The organism is Flavobacterium sp. HJSW_4 (assembly GCF_042436695.1).
Taxonomy (GTDB): Bacteria; Bacteroidota; Bacteroidia; order Flavobacteriales; family Flavobacteriaceae; genus Flavobacterium.
Genome location: NZ_JBHNPP010000086.1, coordinates 1 through 429, shown reverse-complemented (window position 1 = coordinate 429; position 429 = coordinate 1). Strand labels below are relative to the sequence as shown.

1 rRNA gene is annotated in these 429 nt (G+C 48.3%); it reads left to right on the top strand.

Annotated features, from left to right (window positions below):
* Positions 1–429 (top strand): 23S ribosomal RNA (locus tag ACE01P_RS24415); the annotation flags it as partial.

Sequence of the window (429 nt, the reverse complement as noted above, 5' to 3'; positions counted from 1 at the left end):
GTTGAAAAGTCTTCGGATGACCTGTGGGTAGGGGTGAAAGGCCAATCAAACTCGGAAATAGCTCGTACTCCCCGAAATGCATTTAGGTGCAGCGCTGGCGATAGTTATATAGAGGTAGAGCTACTGATTGGATGCGGGGGCTTCACCGCCTACCAATTCCTGACAAACTCCGAATGCTATATAATGTTTCCCAGCAGTGAGGGCTTGGGTGCTAAGGTCCAAGTCCGAGAGGGAAAGAACCCAGACCATCAGCTAAGGTCCCCAAATATATGCTAAGTTGAAAGAACGAGGTTTGTCTGCCCAGACAGCTAGGATGTTGGCTTGGAAGCAGCCATTCATTTAAAGAGTGCGTAACAGCTCACTAGTCGAGCGGACGAGCATGGATAATAATCGGGCATAAGCATATTACCGAAGCTATGGATTTTGCAG